The organism is Streptomyces sp. SP17BM10 (assembly GCF_036322405.1).
Lineage (GTDB): Bacteria > Actinomycetota > Actinomycetes > Streptomycetales > Streptomycetaceae > Kitasatospora.
Genome location: NZ_JAQYXB010000496.1, coordinates 1 through 313 on the forward strand (window position 1 = coordinate 1; position 313 = coordinate 313).

Sequence of the window (313 nt, forward strand, 5' to 3'; positions counted from 1 at the left end):
GGGGGGGGGGCGGTCGACCCCCCCAACCCACCCCCCACCCCACCACCACAAACACACACCCCCCCCCCCCCAACAAACAAACCCCCCCCCCCCCCCCCCCCCCCCACCCCCACCCACCACCCCAACCACACCCCCCCCCCACCAACACCCACAACACAAACCCCCCCCCCCCCCCCACAACCAAACCCACCCCCCCCCCCCCCCCCCCCCCCCACCCCCCAACCCCCCCCCCCCCCCACCCCACCCCACACAAACACAACCAAAACAAAAACAAACACCCCCACCCCCCCCACCAACAAACCCCCCACCCCCA

Annotated in this window: 1 protein-coding gene; it reads right to left on the reverse strand. The window is 73.2% G+C overall.

Features of this window, described 5'->3' with window-relative positions:
- On the reverse strand, positions 1-313 hold a 313-nt coding region (locus PUR71_RS41200; RefSeq protein ID WP_329925813.1), incomplete at both ends, for a hypothetical protein.